The organism is Neobacillus sp. DZ-9, from assembly GCF_059587065.1.
On the sequence record NZ_JCAIOL010000001.1, the window covers coordinates 489,206 to 512,230 of the forward strand.

At 40.2% G+C, this 23,025-nt stretch carries 21 protein-coding genes; 20 read left to right on the top strand and 1 reads right to left on the bottom strand.

Translation table 11 applies throughout. The annotated features are described in order from the left end of the window. Positions 1-130 precede the first annotated feature (130 nt). The 17 genes from yqiS to AC59HZ_RS02565 all read left to right on the top strand — a co-directional run bounded on the left by yqiS (position 131) and on the right by AC59HZ_RS02565 (position 19,475). Positions 131-1,030 carry a phosphate butyryltransferase gene (yqiS, locus tag AC59HZ_RS02485; protein ID WP_496544309.1) on the top strand — a complete coding sequence of 300 codons (900 nt, stop codon included), beginning with the start codon at positions 131-133 and terminating at the stop codon, positions 1,028-1,030. Positions 1,031-1,065: 35 nt separating this feature from the next. Beyond that, positions 1,066-2,169, top strand: a complete 1,104-nt coding sequence (gene bcd, locus AC59HZ_RS02490; RefSeq protein ID WP_496544310.1) for a branched-chain amino acid dehydrogenase — start codon at positions 1,066-1,068, stop codon at positions 2,167-2,169. A gap of 98 nt (positions 2,170-2,267) precedes the next feature. Next, the gene (gene buk / locus AC59HZ_RS02495; RefSeq protein WP_496544645.1) at positions 2,268-3,371 is read left to right on the top strand and encodes a butyrate kinase; all 1,104 of its coding nucleotides are present in this window, start codon (positions 2,268-2,270) and stop codon (positions 3,369-3,371) included. A gap of 22 nt (positions 3,372-3,393) precedes the next feature. Further along, on the top strand, positions 3,394-4,815 hold the full coding sequence (gene lpdA / locus AC59HZ_RS02500; protein ID WP_496544311.1) for a dihydrolipoyl dehydrogenase: 1,422 nt from the start codon (positions 3,394-3,396) through the stop codon (positions 4,813-4,815). Positions 4,816-4,855: 40 nt separating this feature from the next. Beyond that, positions 4,856-5,854, top strand: coding sequence for a thiamine pyrophosphate-dependent dehydrogenase E1 component subunit alpha (locus AC59HZ_RS02505; protein ID WP_496544312.1), 999 nt, complete (start codon positions 4,856-4,858; stop codon positions 5,852-5,854). Positions 5,855-5,856: 2 nt separating this feature from the next. Next, entirely contained in the window at positions 5,857-6,840 is a 984-nt protein-coding gene (locus AC59HZ_RS02510) for an alpha-ketoacid dehydrogenase subunit beta (RefSeq protein ID WP_496544313.1), read from the top strand. A 39-nt stretch (positions 6,841-6,879) separates the two neighbouring features. Continuing rightward, complete coding sequence (locus tag AC59HZ_RS02515; protein ID WP_496544314.1) at positions 6,880-8,178, top strand: dihydrolipoamide acetyltransferase family protein; 1,299 nt, start codon at positions 6,880-6,882, stop codon at positions 8,176-8,178. A 114-nt stretch (positions 8,179-8,292) separates the two neighbouring features. Continuing rightward, positions 8,293-10,161: a methylmalonyl-CoA mutase subunit beta gene (locus tag AC59HZ_RS02520; RefSeq protein WP_496544315.1), complete on the top strand. Its 1,869-nt coding sequence runs from the start codon at positions 8,293-8,295 to the stop codon at positions 10,159-10,161. A gap of 55 nt (positions 10,162-10,216) precedes the next feature. Beyond that, positions 10,217-12,340 (top strand): methylmalonyl-CoA mutase, encoded by a 2,124-nt coding sequence (gene scpA, locus AC59HZ_RS02525; protein ID WP_496544646.1) that lies wholly within the window; start codon positions 10,217-10,219, stop codon positions 12,338-12,340. Further along, complete coding sequence (gene meaB / locus AC59HZ_RS02530) at positions 12,341-13,465, top strand: methylmalonyl Co-A mutase-associated GTPase MeaB (protein ID WP_496544316.1); 1,125 nt, start codon at positions 12,341-12,343, stop codon at positions 13,463-13,465. It begins immediately after the preceding gene. 78 nt (positions 13,466-13,543) lie between these two features. After that, positions 13,544-13,981 carry a BrxA/BrxB family bacilliredoxin gene (locus tag AC59HZ_RS02535; protein ID WP_496544317.1) on the top strand — a complete coding sequence of 146 codons (438 nt, stop codon included), beginning with the start codon at positions 13,544-13,546 and terminating at the stop codon, positions 13,979-13,981. 123 nt (positions 13,982-14,104) lie between these two features. Further along, positions 14,105-15,277 (top strand): M20 family metallopeptidase, encoded by a 1,173-nt coding sequence (locus tag AC59HZ_RS02540; protein ID WP_496544318.1) that lies wholly within the window; start codon positions 14,105-14,107, stop codon positions 15,275-15,277. Positions 15,278-15,511: 234 nt separating this feature from the next. Next, positions 15,512-16,288, top strand: a complete 777-nt coding sequence (locus tag AC59HZ_RS02545; protein WP_496544319.1) for a transporter substrate-binding domain-containing protein — start codon at positions 15,512-15,514, stop codon at positions 16,286-16,288. A gap of 27 nt (positions 16,289-16,315) precedes the next feature. Continuing rightward, the gene (locus AC59HZ_RS02550) at positions 16,316-16,975 is read left to right on the top strand and encodes an amino acid ABC transporter permease (RefSeq protein ID WP_496544320.1); all 660 of its coding nucleotides are present in this window, start codon (positions 16,316-16,318) and stop codon (positions 16,973-16,975) included. Then, positions 16,968-17,690, top strand: a complete 723-nt coding sequence (locus tag AC59HZ_RS02555; protein WP_496544321.1) for an amino acid ABC transporter ATP-binding protein — start codon at positions 16,968-16,970, stop codon at positions 17,688-17,690. The genes AC59HZ_RS02550 and AC59HZ_RS02555 overlap by 8 nt, the downstream gene beginning before the upstream one ends. Before the next feature lie 258 nt (positions 17,691-17,948). After that, positions 17,949-18,938 carry an aromatic acid exporter family protein gene (locus AC59HZ_RS02560; protein ID WP_496544322.1) on the top strand — a complete coding sequence of 330 codons (990 nt, stop codon included), beginning with the start codon at positions 17,949-17,951 and terminating at the stop codon, positions 18,936-18,938. An 18-nt stretch (positions 18,939-18,956) separates the two neighbouring features. Next, the gene (locus AC59HZ_RS02565; RefSeq protein ID WP_496544323.1) at positions 18,957-19,475 is read left to right on the top strand and encodes a L,D-transpeptidase; all 519 of its coding nucleotides are present in this window, start codon (positions 18,957-18,959) and stop codon (positions 19,473-19,475) included. A 40-nt stretch (positions 19,476-19,515) separates the two neighbouring features. Here the strand turns inward: AC59HZ_RS02565 and prli42 are convergent, their stop codons facing one another. Further along, positions 19,516-19,614, bottom strand: a complete 99-nt coding sequence (prli42, locus tag AC59HZ_RS02570) for a stressosome-associated protein Prli42 (RefSeq protein WP_496544324.1) — start codon at positions 19,612-19,614, stop codon at positions 19,516-19,518. A 159-nt stretch (positions 19,615-19,773) separates the two neighbouring features. Between prli42 and mce the strand changes: the two genes are divergently transcribed. From mce to AC59HZ_RS02585, 3 genes are all read left to right on the top strand, one after another. Continuing rightward, positions 19,774-20,187, top strand: coding sequence for a methylmalonyl-CoA epimerase (mce, locus tag AC59HZ_RS02575; RefSeq protein WP_496544325.1), 414 nt, complete (start codon positions 19,774-19,776; stop codon positions 20,185-20,187). 1 nt (position 20,188) lies between these two features. Beyond that, the gene (locus AC59HZ_RS02580; RefSeq protein ID WP_496544326.1) at positions 20,189-21,739 is read left to right on the top strand and encodes an acyl-CoA carboxylase subunit beta; all 1,551 of its coding nucleotides are present in this window, start codon (positions 20,189-20,191) and stop codon (positions 21,737-21,739) included. Between the two features lie 99 nt (positions 21,740-21,838). Next, entirely contained in the window at positions 21,839-22,960 is a 1,122-nt protein-coding gene (locus tag AC59HZ_RS02585) for a tripeptidase T (RefSeq protein WP_496544327.1), read from the top strand. The last annotated feature ends 65 nt before the right edge of the window (positions 22,961-23,025 follow it).

The following is a 23,025-nucleotide window of genomic DNA, read 5'->3' on the forward strand; positions in this document are numbered from 1 at the left end:
TTCATGGTGTGAATTTTTTTGCATAGGGAAAATTTTAAAATAAAGCGTTTTCATAGCGTTTAAGTTTGGCATGGAACTTGCAATGTAATATATCGGAGTTGCAGAAATAGGAGAAGGGGTTGATGACAACTTGTTGCTTGAATCACTAATTGACAAAGCAACCCAGGTTAGTGCCAAAACAGTGGCCGTTGCAGCTGCAGAGGATGAAGAAGTTATTGAAGCTGTTTTGGATGCTCATAACCGAAATCTCGCAAATTTCATATTATTTGGTGATGAGGAAAAAATCAAAACCATTTTGGAATTGAAAAAACATGATAAAAGACATTCTAACAATCTAGAGATAATTCATGCTGAATCAAACGCATCAGCAGCTGAATTGGCAGTCAAAGCCGTTTTTAACAAACAGGCAGATGTATTGATGAAAGGCAATATTCCAACAAGCACTTTATTAAAAGCCGTTTTAAATAAGGAATATGGACTTCGAACAGGAAATGTACTGTCCCATGTAGCTGTTTTTGAGATACCTGGCTTTGAACGATTCACGATTGTTACAGATGCTGGGATGAATATTACTCCAGATTTAGAACAAAAGGCACAAATAACAAAAAATGCTGTATCCATAGCAAAGGCAATTGGAATTGAAATACCGAAAGTAGCACCTATTGCTGCCGTAGAAGTAGTTAATCCAATCATGCAGCCTACTTTGGATGCTGCTGCTTTAACGATGATGAATAAACGCGGGCAAATAACTGGCTGCATAGTCGATGGTCCATTGGCGTTAGATAATGCCGTTTCGGAGCTTGCAGCAGAGCATAAAGGAATTCAAAGTGAAGTGGCTGGAAAAGCCGATATATTATTGGTACCTACAATAGAGGTAGGTAATGTATTATATAAATCATTAATTTATTTTGCAAAAGCTAAGGTTGGAGCAGTAATTGCCGGGGCTCGAGCACCGATTGTTCTGACTTCCAGAGCTGATTCGGCGGAAAGTAAATTATATTCGCTTGCGCTGGCACTATGCTGCGTATGAAAATAGAAGGTTAACATTCGAGGAGGAATAAGATAATGGAAATTTTCAAGTACTTAGAGAAATATGATTATGAGCAAGTGGTATTTTGCCAAGATAAGCAGTCAGGATTAAAAGCTATTATTGCTATTCATGATACAACTCTTGGACCAGCATTAGGCGGAACCCGCATGTGGACATATGAATCTGAGGAAGCAGCCATTGAAGATGCTCTTCGTCTCGCAAAAGGAATGACTTATAAAAATGCTGCCGCTGGTTTAAATCTTGGCGGAGGAAAAACAGTTATCATTGGTGACCCTCGCAAGGATAAGAATGAAGAAATGTTCCGTGCCTTTGGCCGATATATTCAGGGGCTGAATGGCCGATATATTACTGCAGAAGACGTTGGTACCACTGTTGCCGATATGGATTTAATCCACGAAGAAACAGATTATGTAACAGGAATTTCACCAGCTTTCGGTTCTTCTGGAAATCCTTCACCGGTAACTGCATTCGGTGTTTACCGAGGAATGAAAGCCGCTGCCAAAGAAGCATTCGGTACAGATTCACTTGAAGGAAAAGTGGTTTCAGTCCAAGGTGTTGGGAATGTTGCCTACACTCTTTGCGAATATTTGCATAAAGAAGGCGCGCAGCTTATTGTAACAGATATTAATAAAGAGGCTGTTAATCGTGCTGTGGAAGCATTTGGTGCACGTGCAGTAGATCCTAAGGAAATTTATGGTGTTGAGTGTGATATTTATGCTCCATGTGCTCTTGGGGCAACCATTAATGACGATACAATTCCACAACTAAAGGCAAAGGTAATTGCAGGTTCTGCTAATAATCAATTAAAAGATACCCGTCACGGCGATATCATTCATGAAATGGGAATTGTTTATGCTCCTGATTATGTTATTAATGCCGGCGGAGTCATAAATGTTGCCGACGAGCTTTATGGATACAACCAGGAACGTGCGATGAAAAAAGTTGAACAACTCTATACAACGATTGAAAAAGTAATTGAAATTTCTAAACGTGATGGTATTCCAACATATGTTGCTGCTGATCGGATGGCAGAAGAGAGAATTGCAAAAATACGTAATTCCAGAAGCCAATTCTTGCAAAATGGACATCATATTCTTAGTCATAGAATTTCAAGATAAGCAATTTTTGTGTTATAAGGTTGGGGGAAGAACGCTGAATGGAAATTCAGCGTCTTTGCCTTTCATTAAGAGAAATTGCTCAATTGGAGGTTAAAAAGTTGTCAGATAAAGAATATCGAATTCTCGTCATCAACCCAGGCTCGACATCCACTAAGATTGGGGTTTTCGATAATGAAATTTCCATTTTTGAAAAAACAATTCGCCATGATGCAGATATAATCAATTCTTATTCAAATATTATTGAACAATACGATTTTAGAAAAGCTACTATTTTGGAAACACTGGATAAAGAAGGAATAAATATTTCAAAATTGAGTGCCGTTTGCGGGAGGGGTGGATTACTTCGTCCCATCGAAGGTGGCACCTATGCGGTCAATGAATTGATGCTAAAAGACTTAAGGGCTGGTTTTTCAGGACAGCATGCATCAAACCTTGGCGGTATCATTGCTTACGAAATAGCGGCAGGTCTTAATATTCCAGCATATATTGTAGATCCGGTTGTTGTCGATGAACTCGATCAAATAGCAAGAATTTCCGGATTCGCTTTAATTGAAAGAAAAAGTATCTTCCATGCCTTAAATCAAAAGGCAGTTGCAAGAAGAATCGCAAAAGAATTAGGTAAAAAATACAATGAGCTGAACTTAATCGTAACCCATATGGGCGGCGGAATAACCGTTGGTGTTCATAAGCAAGGAAAAGTTATTGATGTAAATAATGGTCTCCATGGTGATGGGCCTTTCAGTCCAGAGCGTGCAGGGACTGTTCCTGCGGGGGATTTAATTGCTCTGTGTTATTCGGGGGAATATTACCGGGAAGAAATTATGAAGAAACTTGTTGGCCAAGGAGGACTTGTTGGATACCTTGGAACGAATGATGCCGTTCAGGTGGAAGAAAGGATTGCTGCTGGTGACAAGGAAGCCAAGCTTGTCTACGATGCAATGGCCTATCAGGTTGCTAAGGAAATTGGGGCAGCAAGTGCCGTATTGGCCGGTAAAGTAGATGCCATTGTGCTAACAGGCGGTCTTGCTTATGGTAAAGGTTTTGTGAAAGAAATATCAGATAGAATAAATTGGATTGCCGATGTTATTATCCATCCTGGTGAAAACGAACTTCAAGCTCTAGCAGAAGGAGCTCTTAGGGTCTTGCGCGGTGAAGAAGAGGTAAGGGTCTACCCAGGGAATTTTACAACAGCTAACATTTAAGAAATTTGGGGAGGAAATTTAAATGGCACAAGAATATGATTTAGTCATTCTTGGCGGTGGAACAGGCGGTTATGTAGCTGCCATTCGCGCTTCTCAGCTTGGCTTAAAAACAGCGATTGTCGAAAAAGGTAAATTAGGCGGAACATGTCTTCATAAAGGCTGTATTCCTAGTAAGGCACTCCTACGAAGTGCAGAAGTTTTCGCAACAGCAAAACATAGTGAGGATTTCGGCGTTTTTACAGGAGATGTTTCCGTCAATTTTACTAAGGTTCAGGAAAGAAAAAATAAAATTATCGATCAGTTACATAAGGGTGTTCAGCATTTAATGAAGCAAGGGAAAATTGATGTCTATGAAGGCCTTGGACGTATCCTAGGGCCATCCATTTTTTCACCAATGCCAGGAACGATTTCCGTTGAAATGAATAATGGATCTGATAACGAAATGCTAATTCCGAAAAATGTGATAGTTGCGACTGGATCAAGACCAAGAACCCTTCCTGGACTTGAAATTGACGGGGAATATGTCATGTCCTCTGATGAAGCACTTCAGCTCGAGGAGCTTCCAAGCTCGATCATTATTGTCGGCGGCGGTGTAATTGGAATTGAATGGGCATCCATGCTTTCAGATTTCGGGGTAGAAGTAACTGTCATTGAGTATGCTGACCGAATCATTCCGACAGAAGATAAGGAAATCTCTAAGGAAATGCAGCGTTTAATGAAGAAGAAAGGGATTAAACTCGTAACAAGTGCTAAAGTCCTTTCAGAAACACTAGTAAAAGATAATGGAGTTGCCATTTCAGCGGAAGTAAAAGGTGCTGTGAAAGAGTTTAAAGCCGATAAACTGCTAGTTTCTGTTGGCCGTCAAGCAAATACAGAAGGAATTGGACTTGAGAATACCGAAATACAAGTGGAAAAAGGTTTTATCGTAACAAATGAATTTTACCAAACGAAGGAATCACATATTTATGCGATTGGTGATGTCATTGGCGGCCTGCAGCTTGCACATGTGGCTAGCCACGAAGGAATAATTGCCGTTGAGCATATTGCTGATAAAGATCCTTCAAATCTTGATTACAATCTAGTTTCAAGATGTATTTATTCAAGCCCTGAAGTATCAAGTGTCGGGATTACAGAGGACCAAGCGATAGAAAAAGGCTTAAAAGTAAAGGTCGGAAAGTTTTCATTCAGGGCAATAGGTAAAGCTTTAGTTTTTGGAGAATCGGATGGATTTGTTAAAATTGTTGCAGATGAAGAAACCAATGATATTCTAGGGGTGCATATGATTGGACCTCATGTAACTGATATGATTTCAGAAGCTGGGCTTGCGATGGTTTTAGATGCAACACCATGGGAAATTGGCCATACTATTCATCCGCACCCAACATTATCTGAAGCCATTGGAGAAGCTGCTCTGGCAGTGGACGGAAAAGCGATTCATTCATAATAAAGACTTTTTTTACAAACAATCGGGAGGTTAGAAATTAATGGTAGAAAAGCGTCATGAAGCTTTAGGGTTAAGCGACGGAAAAGTATTGGAAATGTATGAAACGATGCTTTTAGCCCGCCGCATAGACGAACGGATGTGGCTATTGAATCGTGCTGGGAAAATTCCTTTTGTTATTTCTTGTCAGGGACAGGAAGCAGCTCAGGTTGGTGCAGCATTTGCCCTTGATCGTGATAAGGATTATGTACTACCATACTATCGCGACATGGGGGTTGTATTAACATTCGGGATGACTGCAAAAGAACTGATGCTTTCAGGATTTGCTAAAGCGGAAGATCCTAACTCAGGAGGACGGCAAATGCCAGGGCATTTTGGTCAAAAGAAAAACCGGATTGTCACTGGTTCTTCGCCAGTTACTACCCAAGTTCCACACGCAGTAGGTGTTGCTCTTGCTGGGAAAATGGAAAGAAAAGATCTTGTTACGTTTGTTACGTTTGGCGAAGGTTCCTCAAACCAGGGGGATTTCCATGAAGGTGCAAATTTTGCAGGTGTGCATAAGCTTCCAGTCATTTTTATGTGCGAAAACAACAAATATGCTATCTCTGTTCCAATAGAAAAGCAATTGGGCTGTGAAAAGGTTTCTGATCGGGCAATTGGTTACGGAATGCCAGGATTTACTGTTGATGGGAATGATCCATTAGAAGTTTATAAAGTGGTAAAAGAAGCTGCAGACCGCGGTCGCCGCGGCGAGGGAGCTACTTTGATTGAAACTATATCTTACCGTCTGACACCACACTCTTCCGATGATGATGACCGTTCTTATCGGGCGCCGGATGAAGTGGCCAAGGCGAAAACACAGGACCCGATTATCACTTTTGGAGCTTATTTAAAAGAAACCGGAGTAATGAATGACGAGTTGGAAAAAGAAATCAACGACCGTGTGATGAAATTGGTGAATGAAGCAACTGATTATGCTGAAAATGCTCCGTATTCTGCACCAGAAGAAGCGTTGAAATATGTTTATGCGGAGGGAGTATAGGCATGGCAGTAATTTCTTATATTGATGCGGTAACAATGGCCATTCGTGAAGAAATGGAGAGAGATCCCAAGGTATTTGTCCTTGGGGAAGACGTTGGAGTTAAAGGTGGGGTATTTAAGGCTACCCAAGGATTATATGAACAATTTGGTGAAGAACGTGTTATTGATACACCGTTAGCTGAATCAGCCATTGCTGGGGTAGGTATCGGGGCAGCGATGTACGGAATGCGTCCAATTGCGGAAATGCAATTTGCTGATTTTATCATGCCAGCAGTCAATCAAATAATTTCAGAAGCTGCTAAAATTCGTTTTCGTTCCAACAATGACTGGCATTGTCCTATGGTCATTCGTGCACCATATGGCGGGGGAGTTCATGGAGCACTCTATCATTCCCAATCGGTAGAAGCAGTATTTGCCAACCAGCCTGGCTTGAAAATTGTCATGCCTTCTACTCCTTATGATGTTAAAGGTTTATTAAAAGCAGCAATCCGTGATAATGACCCTGTATTGTTTTTTGAGCATAAACGGGCCTACCGTTTAATTAAAGGAGAAGTTCCATCGGATGATTATACGCTGCCAATTGGAAAGGCAGATGTAAAGCGTGAAGGAGAAGACATCACCGTCATTACATACGGACTTTGTGTTCATTTTGCCCTTCAAGCCGCTGAAAAATTAGCGAAGGATGGAATTTCTACTCATATTCTTGATCTGCGTACTGTTTATCCACTTGATAAAGAAGCCATCATTGAAGCGGCTTCAAAGACAGGAAAAGTGTTGCTTGTAACTGAGGACAATAAAGAAGGAAGCATTATTAGTGAAGTGTCAGCGATTATTGCCGAAAACTGCTTATTTGAATTAGATGCACCGATTATGCGATTAGCAGGCCCGGATGTACCGGCAATGCCATATTCTCCAACAATGGAAAAATTCTTTATGGTAAATCCTGATAAAGTGGAAAAAGCAATGCGCGAGCTGGCTGAATATTAATTTTTCTAATGGAATGTTTTTCTTAAGGAGGTTTCACCATTGGCAATTGAACAAATAAAAATGCCGCAGTTAGGCGAAAGTGTTACCGAGGGAACGATAAGCAAGTGGCTTGTTTCTATCGGAGATAAAGTGAATAAATACGACCCTCTCGCTGAGGTTATGACAGATAAAGTAAACGCGGAAGTTCCTTCCTCCTTTACAGGTGTGATTAAGGAACTAATTGCCGGCGAAGGCGATACATTGGCCGTAGGAGAAATCATTTGTACAATCGAAATTGAGGGCGGCAATGGTGCAGAGGTAGCACCAGTTGAACAAAAAACAGCAGTCGCTGAATCAGTCGCAGCTCCTCAAGCGGACCAAGGAAATAAAGCCCGTTACTCACCTGCCGTTCTAAAAATTTCTCAAGAGCACGGCATTGATTTATCACAGGTGTCAGGCACCGGTGCCGGCGGCCGGATTACTCGGAAAGATTTATTAAAACTAATCGAATCCGGAACGATTCCTGCTGCAGGTGCCAAAGTGGAAGACTCACAACAGCCAGCGACTGCAAAGCAAGAGGTTGTTCCACCTGCAGTAAAAAGTCAGCCTGTATCTACTCCTGCCGCTGCTCCAGCAGCGAATATCCCAGTCGCCGCAGGTGATATTGAAATTCCGGTAACAGGAATTCGTAAAGCGATTGCTGCCAATATGCTCCGAAGCAAGCATGAAGCACCACATGCCTGGACGATGGTTGAAGTTGATGCAACAAATCTTGTGGAATACCGAAATTCCCTTAAGGATGAATTCAAGAAAAAAGAAGGCTTCAATTTAACCTTCTTTGCCTTCTTTGTAAAAGCTGTAGCACAAGCACTTAAGGAATTCCCGCAAATCAATTCAATGTGGGCTGGAGACAAAATTATCCAAAAGAAAGATATAAATCTTTCAATTGCTGTTGCTACGGAGGATGCTTTATTTGTACCGGTTATTAAAAATGCCGATGAGAAAACAGTTAAAGGAATTGCACGTGAAATATCCGAATTAGCTGTTAAGGTGAGGACTGGAAAACTTCGTTCAGAAGATATGCAGGGCGGCACGTTTACCGTTAACAACACAGGTTCATTCGGCTCTGTTCAATCAATGGGGATCATTAATTATCCGCAAGCGGCAATTCTACAAGTCGAATCCATTGTCAAACGACCTGTTGTAATGAATAATGGCATGATTGCTGTCCGTGACATGGTAAATCTTTGCATGTCACTTGACCACCGCGTATTGGACGGTCTTATCTGTGGCCACTTCCTCGCACGGGTAAAGGAAATCATTGAAAATACATCAAAATCTACGACATCCATATATTAAAGAAAATAAAAGAAAAGCCGCTGCCTGTATGGGCGGCGGTTATTTTTATTGCCTGATTTCAATATCTATCCTAAAATAGAATTAATTGAATTTTTATAATTTAATTGAAAGGGGATGAGTGGTTTGGAAAAATTAAGGACTCAAACTTTCCCTCCCAAATCGATTCAAGATTGGGAAGAAAAAGCCGAACAATCCTTAAAAGGAAGAAAAATTGAATCTTTACAAAATACTACATATGAAAACATCATTTTGAAACCGCTTTATTCTCGTAAGGATGAACAGCTAGTTCCTGAATATCCGGGTGGATCGGATTCAAGAAGAGGTATACATCCATTAGGATATGTTACGAATGAATGGAAGGTTGCACAGCTAATCACAGCTGAGACTGCTGGTGAACTGAAAATTAAGCTTCATGAAGCAATAAAAAAAGGACAAACGGCTATTTCATTTGAAGTAAGAGAAGAGCTTTGTGAATCTGAAAGTTTTGCAGATTTATATCAGAAATATCCTTTCGCATTAAATACAAAATGGCTGCAGTCTGATTTTTTAACAAAGTTAGACAGCCATATTAGTGAAAAGGAAAAGGTTACTGGTTATATTGCAAATGACCTCATTTCTCTTTTTGCAGAAACAGGAATTCTTTCGGAAGAACTCTTCGAAAAGTGGACAGAGGATGTTAAGTATGCAGAAAAGATATTTCCACAATTACGAAACATCCTTATAAGCACTACTCCTTATCATAATAGTGGAGCAAATGCTGTCCAAGAGCTGGGAATTGCAGCTGCCACTGGAGTTTTTTATTTACAACAACTTATTGAAAAAGGGATGGACCTTAATTCAATAACCAACAAAATGGTTTTTCAATTTTCAATTGGCAGCAACTTTTTTATGGAAGTGGCGAAGTTGAGGGCAGCCAGAGTCATCTGGGATCGAATATCCGAGCTATATGGTGCTGAAGGTGATTCACGTAAAATGCATATCGCGGCCCAAACTTCCACTTTTACCAAAACAATTACAGATTCACATGTGAATCTTCTTCGTTCTGCAAATGAGGCATTCGCCGCTGTTTTAGGGGGAGTCCAATATTTACAAGTAAGCTCCTTTGACGAAATGACCGGAGCAAACGCTTTCTCTGAACGAGTTGCACGAAACATTCAGTTGATTTTAAAGGAAGAGGCCCATTTACAGAAGGTAATTGACCCGGCTGGCGGCTCTTGGTATATTGAATCGCTGACTAATCAATTAGCTGAAAAGGCGTGGAGCTTTTTCCAACAAATTGATGCAAAGGGCGGAATACTTGAAGTCTTAAAATCTAATTGGCTTCAACGAGAGCTCGAGGCTGTTTTTGAAAAAAGAAATTCTGATATCCAAACTAGAAAACAGAGTATTGTTGGAACAAATGTATACGCAGCACTTGATGAAAGTTTACCTAATAATCAATCCTCCCAAACAAAGGAATCTCTCAGCAATAAAGATTCACTATTGATTGAAAGAATTCAACAACGAAGATTGTCAGAACCATTTGAGGAGCTGCGATATAAGGCCAAATTAATTGAGGAAAAATCAGGGTCTACTCCATCTGTAGGCATGATTTGTCTTGGTGAATTAAAACAATACAAGGCAAGACTTGACTTTATGAAAGGCTTCTTAGCTGCGGGAGGCATCAAGATTGTTGAGAGTAAACCAATCTTCAATCTGGAAGAAGCTAGACAATTTCTAAAAGACCTAGCGACGAATTTTGTTTGCTTCTGTGGCACAAATGAACAATATGAATTGCTAGGTAATCAAATACTGGCTGCCCTAAAGGCAGAATTTCCAAATCAGACGTTCCTTTTGGCAGGACTTCCGGAAAAGGAAAGACAGGAAGCGTGGCAAAAGGATGGTGTCGCCCAGTTTGTTCATGTTAAAAGCAACTGCTATGAAACTGTTTCGACCATCCTAGAATCAATGGAGGTAAGCTCAAGTGAAGAAACAAAAGCCTGATTTTCAAAATAAACCGTTATTTGATAATCCAGAACTCCTTTCTAAAGAAGAATGGCTGAAAAAAGCAGAAAAAGAAATCAATGCTTCCATCGATGATTTACTGTTTGAAACCAATGAACAAATTAGTTTAAAACCCATTTATTCAAAAGAAGATCGAGATGGCTTAGAGCATATCGATGACTTGCCAGGGCTCCCGCCATTTACCCGTGGCCCTTATCCGACAATGTATGTGAATCGGCCGTGGACAGTGAGACAGTATGCTGGCTTTTCAACAGCGGAGGAAAGCAATGCTTTTTACCGCAGGAATCTTGCGATGGGACAAAAGGGTCTATCCGTTGCTTTCGATTTGGCAACCCATCGCGGCTATGATTCAGATCATCCGCGCGTTGTTGGAGATGTTGGGAAAGCCGGAGTTGCGATTGATTCTATTCTCGATATGAAAACATTGTTTGATGGCATTCCACTTGATCAAATGTCTGTATCAATGACAATGAATGGTGCAGTCCTTCCGATTTTAGCCTTTTTTATCGTAACTGCTGAAGAGCAGGGTGTCAGTCAGGAGAAGCTTTCCGGAACGATTCAAAACGATATTTTAAAAGAATATATGGTGCGAAACACGTATATCTATCCTCCAGAAATGTCGATGAAAATTATAGCGGATATTTTTGAATATACGTCCAAATATATGCCAAAGTTTAATAGCATCAGTATTTCCGGCTATCATATGCAGGAGGCGGGAGCACCGGCAGATTTAGAATTAGCCTACACTTTAGCAGATGGATTGGAATATGTAAGGACTGGACTTAAAGCGGGAATTGAAATTGATTCGTTTGCACCAAGGCTTTCTTTTTTCTGGGCGATTGGTATGAATTATTTTATGGAAGTAGCAAAAATGCGTGCGGGCCGCCTTATCTGGGCAAAAATGATGAAATCTTTTAACCCTAAAAGTGAAAAATCATTGGCACTAAGAACCCATTCTCAAACCTCGGGCTGGAGCTTGACAGAGCAGGATCCATTCAACAATGTAACCCGGACGTTAATTGAAGCACATGCGGCAGCGATGGGGCATACCCAATCCCTTCATACAAATGCGCTTGATGAAGCTATCGCCTTACCGACTGACTTCTCCGCAAGGATTGCCCGGAACACTCAGCTGTTTTTACAGGAAGAGACAGGTATTACAAAAGTTATTGATCCATGGGCAGGTTCCTTTTATGTTGAAAAATTAACCGATGAATTAGTGCAAAGAGCTTGGACACATATTGAAGAAATTGAAAAACTTGGCGGTATGGCAAAAGCGATTGAAACCGGACTTCCAAAAATGCGGATTGAAGAGGCAGCAGCCAAAAGGCAGGCGCAAATTGATTCAGGAAAAGAGACGATTATTGGTGTAAATCGTTACCGTCTTGAGAAAGAGGAAGCAATCGATATTCTTGATATCGATAATACTGCCGTTCGCTTAAAGCAAATCGAAAAATTAAATGCATTAAAGATGAGCCGAGATGATGAAAAGGTTAATGAAGCTTTGGCTGCCCTAACGAAAGCAGCCGAATCAGGTGAACGGAATCTATTGGAACTCGCTGTCCAAGCTGCACGAGCAAGGGCAACACTAGGTGAAATTTCAGATGCGATTGAAAAAGTGGCAAGCCGTCATAAAGCGGTAATCCGCTCTATTAGCGGCGTATACAGTCAAGCGTTTACCAATGAAGAAGAAATTGCCGCAATGAAACAAATGACAGACGAATTCCTTGAAAATGAAGGTAGAAGACCAAGAATTTTGATTGCGAAAATGGGGCAGGACGGTCATGACCGCGGTGCCAAGGTTATTGCAACGGCTTTTGCGGATCTCGGGTTTGATGTAGATATCGGCCCTTTATTTCAAACTCCCGAGGAATCAGCCATGCAGGCAGTTGAAAACGATGTACATGTGATCGGTATGAGCTCACTGGCTGCAGGACATAAAACATTACTTCCACAACTTGCCAGCGAATTAAAAAAGCTCGGCAGAGAGGATATTTTAATTGTTATTGGCGGTGTCATTCCAGCTCAGGATTACCAATTTTTGTATGACAATGGTGCAGCGGCCATTTTCGGTCCTGGGACTATTATTCCTGTTGCAGCCGGGAAAGTAATCAAGGAGATTTATAAACAGCTTGGTTATGAGGAAGTGGCACAGTAAATGGACGGGGATAAGAGACCAGAATGGAGCGACCCAAACGAGCCTGATAAATTTTCAAGCATTATTCGTAAAGGCCAAATACAGGAAGGGCAAGAAATTTCCATTCAAAAAAATTTGCGGTTTCAAAAGCGCAAATCGAGCGAGCAATCAGTCGATGAATTATATGGTGGGGTGCTGTCAGGAAACAGAAGCCAGCTTGCCCGTGCGATTACCCTGGTTGAAAGTAATGCGGAACAGCATTTTCATAAGGCTCAAGAGCTCCTTCAAAAACTATTAACACATACCGGTAATTCGGTTCGGATTGGAATTACAGGTGTCCCTGGAGCAGGAAAAAGCACTTTTATAGAAGCATTTGGTACGTTTCTATGTGAGTTAGGGCTCCAAGTTGCTGTGTTAGCCATTGACCCATCCTCTAGCATTAGCGGAGGCAGCATTCTTGGAGATAAAACGCGGATGGAGCAGCTTTCCAGAAATCCAAGGGCCTTTATTCGACCATCCCCAACAGCAGGGAAACTTGGAGGAGTGCACCGTAAAACAAGGGAAGCGATGCTGATCTGTGAGGCTGCCGGGTATGACGTAATCTTGATTGAAACTGTTGGTGTCGGTCAAAGTGAAACCATCATCAGAGATATGGTAGACTTCTTTATGCTCCTAGTTTTAACTGGGGCAGGAGATGAATTGCAGGGGATGAAGAAGGGAATCATGGAACTTGCCGATGCGATAATTGTTCACAAGGCTGATGGGGCGAATCAACCAAAAGCAGAGCAGACAAAAAAAGAATACAACCGTATTCTTCATTTCCTTCAGCCTGCAACGAAGGGCTGGAACACCAAGGCTTATACTTGTTCGTCCTTAACAGGAGATGGTATTAAAAATATTTGGAATGTCATAAAAGAATTTGAAGCATCAGGGAAATTAGCAGGTGTTTTTAACGAAAGAAGAAATAGTCAGCAACGGGATTGGCTTTATTCCATGATTACAGATCAGCTTCAATACAGTTTTTTCCATCATCCGGCAGTAAAACTGAAATTACCCCAACTGGAAAACGAAGTCATTGCGGGCGAAAAAACGGCGGCGTCTGCCGTGGAAGCCTTATTCGATGCGTTTTTGAATAAAAAGGTTTAGTGGGCGAATGGATTATTTGAAAAAATCACTTTTTTACTGTTATCATATAGTTATAAAGAATTAGAAGGAGTGAAGTTGATGAGCATGGATTTTAACTTTTTCATGAATGATGTAGTTAAACAGGCACGCCAAGAAATCGCGGCGGCTGGCTATAAAGAGCTTAAAACACCTGAAGAGGTGGAAGCTGCACTTGAACAAAAAGGAACAACCTTAGTAATGATTAATTCTGTCTGCGGCTGTGCAGGCGGGATTGCCCGCCCTGCAGCGGAACATTCCCTGCATTATGATAAACGTCCAGACCATCTTGTCACCGTTTTTGCCGGCCAGGATAAGGAAGCAACGGAAAAAGCAAGAAGTTATTTCACCGGGTATCCACCATCCTCTCCGTCATTTGCTTTATTGAAAGACGGAAAGATTGTCTCCATGGTTGAACGCCATCAAATTGAAGGCTACGACCCGGCAACGGTGGTTGCAAAGCTTCAAAATGAATTCGAACAGCACTGTGAAGAAGTATAGGGAATAAAATGGAAAGGTCAAATCGTATAGCGATTTGGCCTTTATTATTGTCGAATCTTCCTTTATCGTGTATATTTATTAATTATTTCGTAATTTTAATCACTTCAAAGGGGAGTTATTGATATGAAGGACTTATTAAAAAGTTATTTAGAAAACATTCAAAATAAATTATGGGAGATCAGTGATACATTGTACCATCATCCAGAATTGGGTGACCAAGAATTTAAATCCATGCAGCGCTTAGTGGATTTTCTTGAAGATAATCACTTTATAGTTGAAAAAGGGATTGTTGATAGGCAAACTGCCTTTAAAGCTGTGTATGATAGTAAGAAAGAAGGACCAACTATTGCTTATTTATCAGAATATGATGCTTTGCCTGAGATAGGGCATGGATGCGGCCATAATATGATTGGAACGATGAGTGCAGGTGCAGGTGTTCTTTTAAGCAAGGTTGTTGATGAAATTGGTGGAAGGGTTGTTGTATTAGGTACTCCGGCAGAAGAAACAAATGGCGCAAAAGTTCCCATGGCAGAACAGGGAATCTTTGATGATATCGATGCAGCGATGATTTTACATCCAGCTGATGAATCTTATGAAAGCGGTGATTCACTGGCAATGGATGCCATACAATTTGAATATAAAGGCAGGACAAGCCATGCAGCCGCTTCTCCTGAAAAGGGAATTAATGCACTAGATGCAGTACTACAATTATTTAACGGGATAAATGCTCTTAGACAGCATGTCACTTCAGATGTTAGAATTCACGGAATCATTAAAGAGGGCGGGGTTGCGGCCAATATTGTCCCAGATAAAGCGATAGCCCAATTTTATGTCCGTGCCAACAACCGCAGTTATTTAAATGAGGTTGTTGAAAAGGTAAAGAACATAGCAAATGGTGCTTCTTCAATGACTGGGGCGGAGCTCGAAATTAGTAATTACGAATTGAGCTATGACAATATGGTAACGAACTATACCCTATCTCAGTTGTTTACAAACAATCTTCTATCAACTGATGTAAAAGAGGTAAAAAAAGCTAAAAATTCTTATGGTTCCATTGATATGGGAAATGTGAGTCACGTTGTTCCTGCCATTCATCCGTATATCGGTCTTGATTCTCCTGGATTAATCGCACATACAAGGGAATTTGCGGACTTAACTATTACCGACAACTCTCATAAGATCCTTTCTAATGGTGCCTTAGCCCTTGCCTTAACTGGTTTTGATGTAATCACCAATAAAGATATATTAGAAAAAATAAAAAATGAATTTCGTCAGCAGTTAGTTAGTGAGGCATAAATATTAGCAGTACCTCTCTATAATGAGAGGTACTTTTTTATTTTAATAAATCATTTTACATAAAAATACTATTAATGTTTAATCTATTTAATATAATTGCATCGGAATTATTTGAATATTTTTATATTAAAAAAATATCTTTTCAAAATAAAATCCATGTGTTATTATTCGTTTTGTTGAATAAAAATTCAAGTTGTTATAAAAAAATATCTTTATAATATAGGAGGAGACATCATGAAAAAGACGATTTTAACATTCACTCTTATCCTAACTTTAGTTGTTTTAGCTGCATGCGGCCAAACTAATAAGGACGGAGCAAATGGAGGAAAAACCACAGACAAGAAAGTATTAACGATGGCAACATCTGCTGATTTTGCTCCATTTGAATCAAGAGATCCATCCGGCAAGGTTGAAGGATTTGATATTGACTTGGCGAATGCTATTGCAAAGGAATTAGGTTATAAATTAGAAATTAAAGACATGAAGTTTGATGGCTTAATCGGTGCCTTACAAGCTAAGCGAGTAGATATGGTTCTTGCTGGTATGTCTGCAACAGAAAAGCGCAAGAAAAATGTTGATTTTTCAACTCCTTATAACCATTCAGGTGAAATGTTCTTAACATTAAAAAATGCTAATATTAAAACAGTTAATGATCTAAAAGGAAAAACAGTTGGAGTCCAGTTAGGCACGATTCAAGAAGAAGGGGCAAAAACACTACAAAAAAAGGTTGATTTTACTCTTAAGCCACTTGATAATGCCACAACTTTAATTCAAGAACTATTATCTAACCGTATTCAAGTCGCTTATCTAGATAAATCAGTTGCTACAGGGTACATTAAGGAACAAGGGTTAGCTGGATTTGATGATCCAACAACAAGTTCTCCAGGAATGGCAGTTGCATTTCCTAAAGGCAGTGACATGATTGACGATGTAAATAAGGCACTTAAAAACATGGAGGAAAACGGTAAACTCCAGGAATTAAAAGATAAGTGGTTAAAAGATCAACAATAATTAAAATATTGAAGTGAGGTGTAAGGCATGAATTTGGATTTTAGCCAAATTGTGCCTTATATTCCTTTTATCCTAAAAGGAATATGGGTTACATTAAAATTTGTTGTTTTTTCGATTATTTTTGGATTTGCACTTGGGACTATTTTAGCCTTGTTTAAGATTTCACGGAACAAAGCATTGAATTTTTTTGGAGATGCCTATACATCTATTTTTCGTGGTACACCATTAATTTTGCAATTAATGCTTATCTATTTTGCTATTCCACAATTAACTGGTTATGACATTTCACCATTTTTATCATCAATTTTAGCATTTGGCCTAAATTCATCAGCCTATGTTTCTGAAATTATCAGGGCAGGAATTCAAGCGGTAGATAAGGGTCAAACTGAAGCTGCGCAAGCACTGGGAGTCCCTTATCGTTTAATGATGAAGGATCTAATTTTGCCCCAAGCGTTAAAAAATATATTACCTGCACTTATGAACGAATTTATTACCTTAACAAAAGAATCAGCTATTGTTTCAACAATTGGTTATTTAGATTTAATGCGCCGTGCTCAGGTTGTTGGAGCAGATACCTATCGGAACTTTGAGCCTTTGATATTTGTTGGTTTAATTTATTGGATATTAGTTATGGGATTAACACTTGCTGGTAAACGAGTTGAAAGGAGGATGAAATTTAGTGATTAAAGTAGAAAACCTCTATAAACAATTCGGAGAAAATGAAGTCCTAAAAAATATTTCTACCCATATTGATAGTGGAGAAGTTGTTTCCATTATCGGACCATCAGGTTCCGGCAAGTCCACCTTCCTTCGTTGTTTGAATTTGTTGGAGACACCAACGCAAGGGAAGGTCTGGATAAATAATCATGAGATTACCGACAGGAAAACGAATATCATGAAAGTTCGTGAACAAATTGGTATGGTTTTTCAGCACTTTTATTTATTTCCCCATTTGACAGTTTTAGAAAACTTAACCTACGCACCGATGAAGGTTCAAGGGGAATCAAGGGAAACTGCTGAAAAAAAAGCTAGAGAATTGCTGGCTAAAGTTGGTCTTTCCGAAAAAGAGAAAGCTTATCCAAATAATCTTTCAGGCGGACAGAAGCAGCGTGTTGCCATTGCTCGTGCTTTGGCAATGGAACCAAAGCTGATGTTGTTTGATGAACCTACTTCAGCGCTTGACCCGGAAATGGTAAAAGAAGTTTTGAACGTTATGAAGGACCTGGCACAATCAGGAATGACCATGGCCATTGTAACCCATGAAATGGGATTTGCACGGGAGGTTTCTGACCGCATCATGTTTCTGGATGAGGGAAAATTATTAGAAGAAGGCTCTCCAAATGAATTTTTTAATAATCCTCGTACAACCAGAGCAAAGGACTTTCTGGAAAAAGTGTTATAATTATATTACTGAAGATAATAAAAGATGGTCATTATGATCATCTTTTTATTTGGGCTAAATTAAAGGCAGTTGTTGATATTTAACACTGTTGATTGAAGCGGAAGGCGCGAAGACTCCTGCGGGAGTACGGGTCAGGGGAGACCCCGCAGGCGCCAAAGCGCCGAGGAGGCTCCCCGGCACGCCCGCGAACCGCACGCGGCTGGAGCGCAAATCAACAACTAAGTTTCTCAGAGCCTTTATTAATATAGGAGAGTTTAAATGAAATTTCGCATTGGTTATCGGACAATCAAAACTGCAGTAGGCACTGCAGCTTCAATCTTAATCGCCCAGCAGCTTGGCCTTAACAATTACGCTTCTGCAGGGATTTTAACTATTTTATGTATTCAAGTGACGAAAAGAAGGTCTCTTAGGACCTCCTGGGATCGATTTTTGGCATGTGTATTAGCCATGCCTTTTTCTGCTTTGTTCTTTGAGGGAATCGCGTACCATCCAATCGTTATCGGGGTTATGCTGTTTTTCTTTATCCCAATTCTTGTCATGTTAAAGGCCAAGGACGGTATTGTTACTAGCAGTGTCATAATTCTACATATTTACATGGCTCAAAAAATTTCTGTGGCAAATTTTTTAAATGAGCTAGGTGTCATTATTACAGGAATCGGAGTGGCTCTCCTCATCAATCTTTATATGCCAAGTGCCGATAGAAAACTAAGGGACTATCAACGTAAATTAGAAGAAAACTTTAAAATTATTTTATGCGAATTGGTTCGATACTTACGAGCGGGTGAAAGCGATTGGGGAGGGAAAGAGATTACTGAATGTGCCCGCTTGCTCGAAGAGGCAAAAGCACTAGCTTTCAGAGATGTAGAAAATCATCTTTTAAGAGATGAGAATCTTTATTTTCATTATTTCAAAATGAGAGAAAAGCAATTTGAAATCATTGAACGTGTCATGCCGATTGTCACCTCCATTACCAGAACAGTTAGGCAAGGGAAGATGGTTGCTGACTTCCTGGAAGAATTGTCTGAAAATGTTCATCCTGGAAATACAGCTCATATTTATATTGAAAAATTAAGAGACATGAAAAAGGAATTTGAAGAAATGGAGCTTCCAAAAACTAGAGAGGAATTTGAAACGAGGGCAGCACTGCTTCAATTAGTGAAAGAAATGAATAACTACCTCATTATTAAAAGTTCATTTAAAGGAATGGAATCTTTCATGAATGAAAGGAAGAAAGTTGAAGCAAACTAGGAAAAAAAAGGCAGGTGGATGAATTTGATAAAAATCTTATCGCCAATCCTGATTGCTTTTTTCCTTTCTCCGCTTTGGCCGTTAGGACCAAATCCAGTACCAGGAGCACCATTTGTCATTGTCAATAAGAGTAAAAATGAACTGGCTTTTATTAGTGAGAACAAAGTTCAAACAGTGGTTAGTGTTGGAACAGGCAAGACACAAGAATTAACACCCGAAGGACTTTTTACGATTACTGTAAAAGCAAAGGAACCATATTTTCGAAGAGAGAATATTCCTGGCGGCGATCCGAAAAATCCTCTAGGGGCTAGATGGATTGGCTTTGATGCAAAGGGAACGGATGGCAGGACCTACGGAATTCATGGGACCAATCAGCCTGCTTCAATTGGAAAATATGTTTCACAGGGCTGTATCCGCTCGCAAAATGAGGTAATAAAATCGTTATTTCCATTAATCCCGTTGGGGACAAAGATTCTTGTCACTTCTTCAAAAAAATCCTTTGAATTGCTGGCCCAAGAAAATGGAGCAATAAAATGAGGAAAGGGAATGTTCGAATTGAACATTCCCTTTTATATGGTTAACGAATAAATTGGCCGATTCCAATTAGGAGGGTTGACGCAAGCATGGCAAACAACATTAAATAAACAACAATTTTACGATTATTCTTTTTTGACAATCTAGGGACCTCCTTCATTTATAAACCTATATTTATATTGTACAGGGAAAAGCCTAAATGAACAATGGAACAACTCCGGCAATTTAGGAAGGAATTATGAACTTTTTACCGAATACAATAATTGTCGAATTATTTTTATATTGGAACAGAGGGGAAAACATGATTAAAAAAGTCGACCATATCGGAATAGCTGTTAAATCATTAGAGAATGCATTACCTTTTTATACGGAAGTATTAAGTCTGCCACTATTAAAAATTGAAGTGGTTGAAAGCCAAAAGGTTAAAGTTGCATTTTTGCAGGCAGGGGAAACTAAACTCGAACTGCTGGAACCTATGTCAGAGGAAAGTACCATCGCTAAATTTATTGAAAAACGCGGTGAAGGCATTCACCATGTCGCACTTGGAGTAAACTCTATTGAAGAAAGAATTTCGGAATTGAAAGAAAAAGGGATTCGTATGATTGACGAAAGCCCAAGGCTGGGCGCAGGGGGAGCACATATTGCCTTCATGCATCCAAATTCGTCTTCAGGTGTATTATACGAGTTATGTGAAAAGAAAGGACTGAAGGGGTAACATGATCGACATCTATGAAAAAATTAACGAATTGTATGATAAGCGCAGAGAGGTTGAGCTAGGCGGCGGCGACGAGCGAATCGATAAACAGCATGAAAAAGGGAAACTGACTGCCCGAGAAAGAATTGAGCTTTTAGTTGATAAAGGAAGCTTTGTTGAACTAAATCCATTTATTGAGCATCGTACCAATGATTTCGGGCTCGATGAACAAAAAGGGCCTGGCGATGGAGTTGTAACCGGTTACGGCAAGGTAAATGGCCGTCCGATTTATTTATTTTCCCAAGACTTTACTGTTTTTGGCGGTGCCTTAGGGGAAATGCATGCTAAAAAGATTGCCAATGTGATGGATTTAGCGGCGAAAAATGGCGCTCCATTTGTTGGTCTGAATGATTCCGGCGGCGCTAGAATCCAGGAAGGTGTTGTCTCGCTGGATGGTTATGGCCATATTTTTTACCGTAATGCCATTTATTCAGGGGTCATTCCGCAAATTTCCGTCATTATGGGTCCATGTGCCGGCGGTGCAGTTTATTCTCCAGCCATTACGGATTTTGTGTTTATGGTCGAAAAAACAAGCCAAATGTTCATTACCGGTCCTAAGGTAATCGAGACGGTAACCGGTGAAAAAATAAGTGCAGAAGACCTTGGCGGGGCGGATGTCCATAACTCGATTAGCGGCAACGCCCATTTCCGTGCTTCGACTGAGGCGGAAGTGCTGAAGGATGTTCGAAAGCTTTTAGGTTACCTGCCGCAAAACAATGAAGAAAAACCGCCAAGGCTTAATTCGGAGGTAGAAAATGATTACCGTCCGGATTTAACCGACGTTATTCCCTTTGATGCAGTAAGGCCTTATGATGTTCGGAAGGTGATTGAACAAGTAGTAGACGGCGACTCCTTTATGGAAATTCAAAAGGATTTCGCAAAAAATATTGTCGTAGGATTCGCGAGAATTAAGGGCGAACCGGTCGGCCTTGTCTGTAATCAGCCAAAGGTTATGGCTGGGGGTCTAGATATTGACTCATCTGATAAAGCTTCAAGATTTATTAGAACCTGCGATGCGTTTAACATTCCTATTATTACTTTTGAAGATGTGACGGGGTTCTTCCCAGGCGTTAAGCAGGAGCACGGAGGAATCATCCGTCATGGTGCAAAGATTTTATTTGCCTACTCCGAAGCAACCGTACCTAAATTGACAGTAATTTTAAGGAAGGCATATGGAGGGGCGTACGTAGCCCTTAACAGTAAATCGATTGGGGCAGACCTTGTATTCGCATGGCCAAATGCAGAAATTGCGGTAATGGGTCCACAAGGTGCAGCAAATATTATTTTTTCTAAGGAAATTCAAAACAGTGAAAATCCAGAACAAACAAGGCAGCAAAAGATTGAAGAGTATCGGGAAAAATTCGCGAATCCGTATGTGGCTGCATCAAGAGGAATGGTCGATGATGTCATAGACCCGCGGGAAACGAGAATCAAAATTATTCAAGCACTCGACATGCTCAGAAATAAAAAAGAGTCCAGACCATATAAAAAACATGGAAATATTCCTTTATAAATTGTAAAAGGCAGGTCTATAACCTGCCTTTTATTTGATGGTATGAACTTGAAAAGGTATACTGAAATAGTGAGTACATAACTGGGAGGGTTTCTACAAATGATTAATCAGGAACGTCTTTTAAATGAATTTTTAGAACTTGTACAAATTGACTCGGAAACAAAATTTGAGACTGAAATTGCAAAGATTTTAAAACAAAAATTTTCTGATTTAGGTCTTGATGTTTTCGAAGACGATACAACAGCTGTGACTGGACATGGTGCAGGAAACTTAGTATGTAATTTAGCGGCTACTAAAGAAGGGATTGATCCGATTTATTTTACCTGCCATATGGATACGGTTACTCCTGCGAAAGGAGTAAAACCATCGATAAAGGATGGCTATGTTGTAACGGATGGTACCACAATACTAGGTGCAGATGATAAAACGGGGATTTCTGTTATGCTTGAAACTATTCGTGTTTTAAAAGAACAGAACATTGAGCACGGTTTAATCCAATTTGTTATCACGGTTGGTGAAGAATCAGGTTTAGTTGGTGCAAAAGCCCTTGACCCTTCCTTAATGAAAGCAAAATATGGCTATGCGCTTGATAGTGATGGATTAGTTGGTAATGTGATTGTAGCAGCTCCAACCCAAGCAAAAGTGAAAACGACTATTTATGGAAAAACTGCTCATGCCGGTGTCGCTCCAGAGAAAGGGGTTTCGGCGATTACCATCGCTGCCAAAGCAATTTCCAGAATGCCGTTAGGAAGAATTGATCAAGAAACAACGGCAAATATTGGCCGTTTTGAAGGTGGTTCTGCTACAAATATCGTTTGCGACCGTGTTGACATTTTAGCTGAAGCACGTTCCTTGATCCCTGAGAAAATGGAAGCACAGGTCGGTAAGATGAAGGAAGCTTATGAAACCGTTGCAGCTGAAATGGGCGGCAGAGCAGAGGTAGAAGTAGAAATCATGTACCCAGGCTTCAAATTCGGCGAAGGTGATCAAGTAGTAGAAATCGCCCGCAAGGCTGCCGGGAAAATCGGCCGCAGCTGTGAATTGCAGCATAGCGGAGGGGGCAGTGATGCTAACGTAATCGCTGGATTCGGCATTCCAACCGTTAACCTTGCCGTTGGCTATGAAGAAATTCATACCACCAACGAACGCATGCCGATTGAAGAACTATACAAGCTGGCAGAAATGACCATTGCGATTATCAACGAAGTAACCAATCAATAATTTTGAAGGAGGGCCAAGGGCTCTCCTTTTTGTTATACTTAAATTATCAATTGTTTTAGGAAGTG

Bases quoted from the DNA above. Each gene is read 5' to 3' on its own strand.
- bcd (WP_496544310.1), top strand. From the start codon at position 1,066: ATGGAAATTTTCAAGTACTTAGAGAAATATGATTATGAGCAAGTGGTA.
- lpdA (WP_496544311.1), top strand. From the start codon at position 3,394: ATGGCACAAGAATATGATTTAGTCATTCTTGGCGGTGGAACAGGCGGT.
- AC59HZ_RS02505 (WP_496544312.1), top strand. From the start codon at position 4,856: ATGGTAGAAAAGCGTCATGAAGCTTTAGGGTTAAGCGACGGAAAAGTA.
- AC59HZ_RS02510 (WP_496544313.1), top strand. From the start codon at position 5,857: ATGGCAGTAATTTCTTATATTGATGCGGTAACAATGGCCATTCGTGAA.
- AC59HZ_RS02520 (WP_496544315.1), top strand. From the start codon at position 8,293: ATGAGTGGTTTGGAAAAATTAAGGACTCAAACTTTCCCTCCCAAATCG.
- meaB (WP_496544316.1), top strand. From the start codon at position 12,341: ATGGACGGGGATAAGAGACCAGAATGGAGCGACCCAAACGAGCCTGAT.
- AC59HZ_RS02535 (WP_496544317.1), top strand. From the start codon at position 13,544: ATGAGCATGGATTTTAACTTTTTCATGAATGATGTAGTTAAACAGGCA.
- AC59HZ_RS02540 (WP_496544318.1), top strand. From the start codon at position 14,105: ATGAAGGACTTATTAAAAAGTTATTTAGAAAACATTCAAAATAAATTA.
- AC59HZ_RS02545 (WP_496544319.1), top strand. From the start codon at position 15,512: ATGAAAAAGACGATTTTAACATTCACTCTTATCCTAACTTTAGTTGTT.
- AC59HZ_RS02550 (WP_496544320.1), top strand. From the start codon at position 16,316: ATGAATTTGGATTTTAGCCAAATTGTGCCTTATATTCCTTTTATCCTA.
- AC59HZ_RS02560 (WP_496544322.1), top strand. From the start codon at position 17,949: ATGAAATTTCGCATTGGTTATCGGACAATCAAAACTGCAGTAGGCACT.
- AC59HZ_RS02565 (WP_496544323.1), top strand. From the start codon at position 18,957: ATGAATTTGATAAAAATCTTATCGCCAATCCTGATTGCTTTTTTCCTT.
- mce (WP_496544325.1), top strand. From the start codon at position 19,774: ATGATTAAAAAAGTCGACCATATCGGAATAGCTGTTAAATCATTAGAG.
- AC59HZ_RS02580 (WP_496544326.1), top strand. From the start codon at position 20,189: ATGATCGACATCTATGAAAAAATTAACGAATTGTATGATAAGCGCAGA.
- AC59HZ_RS02585 (WP_496544327.1), top strand. From the start codon at position 21,839: ATGATTAATCAGGAACGTCTTTTAAATGAATTTTTAGAACTTGTACAA.